This is a genomic window from Flavobacterium cauense R2A-7, from assembly GCF_000498475.1.
In the GTDB taxonomy this organism is placed as follows: Bacteria; Bacteroidota; Bacteroidia; order Flavobacteriales; family Flavobacteriaceae; genus Flavobacterium; species Flavobacterium cauense.
The window spans coordinates 1-563 of record NZ_AVBI01000039.1 but is presented as its reverse complement, the minus strand read 5'-3'; the positions used below and the strand labels follow the sequence as shown (position 1 = coordinate 563).

Sequence of the window (563 nt, the reverse complement as noted above, 5' to 3'; positions counted from 1 at the left end):
GCGGGACGTTAGCAAACATTTAAAAAAAACGAGATGTACATATTTCGAAGAATATTTTTTTTAATAATATTTATTCCTCTAATATCATTTGGACAGTCTAAATATTCATTCAATCCAAAATACAAATCAATTATCTCACTCGAAAAAGGAAATATATTGCTTAACCAATGTTCAAGATCAACACCTGAAAATATTGAAAATTACTTTAATTTGAGTAAAAGTGATATTATTGTATTGCAAGAAAATTTTAAAAAAATATACAAATTAAAATCCTCTGGATGTTGTTTAAGAAAACATAAAATTGACGATTTAAATCAATTTGCATTTCAATTTATTGGCGTAATAATTAAAGGTGAAAAACATATTTATATCAATGCGTTTTATTCAGATGAAGAAGGAAATTTAATTGATATAAATTCTGAAGAATGGAAAACTAAGCCAATAATTGTTTGTGATGGTGGCACATATTATTGGGGTGCTTTATTTAATTTGGAAAGAAAAAAATTTACTCAACTTTCATTTAATGGAGTTGGATAAAAAATAATAAACGTTTGCTAACAGCG

1 protein-coding gene is annotated in these 563 nt (G+C 25.2%); it reads left to right on the top strand.

The window, feature by feature from the left end; genetic code table 11:
* Positions 1-33 precede the first annotated feature (33 nt).
* A complete protein-coding gene (locus tag FCR2A7T_RS14545; RefSeq protein WP_035118897.1) occupies positions 34-537 on the top strand; it encodes a hypothetical protein in 504 nt (167 codons plus the stop codon).
* The last annotated feature ends 26 nt before the right edge of the window (positions 538-563 follow it).

Bases quoted from the DNA above. Each gene is read 5' to 3' on its own strand.
- FCR2A7T_RS14545 (WP_035118897.1), top strand. From the start codon at position 34: ATGTACATATTTCGAAGAATATTTTTTTTAATAATATTTATTCCTCTA.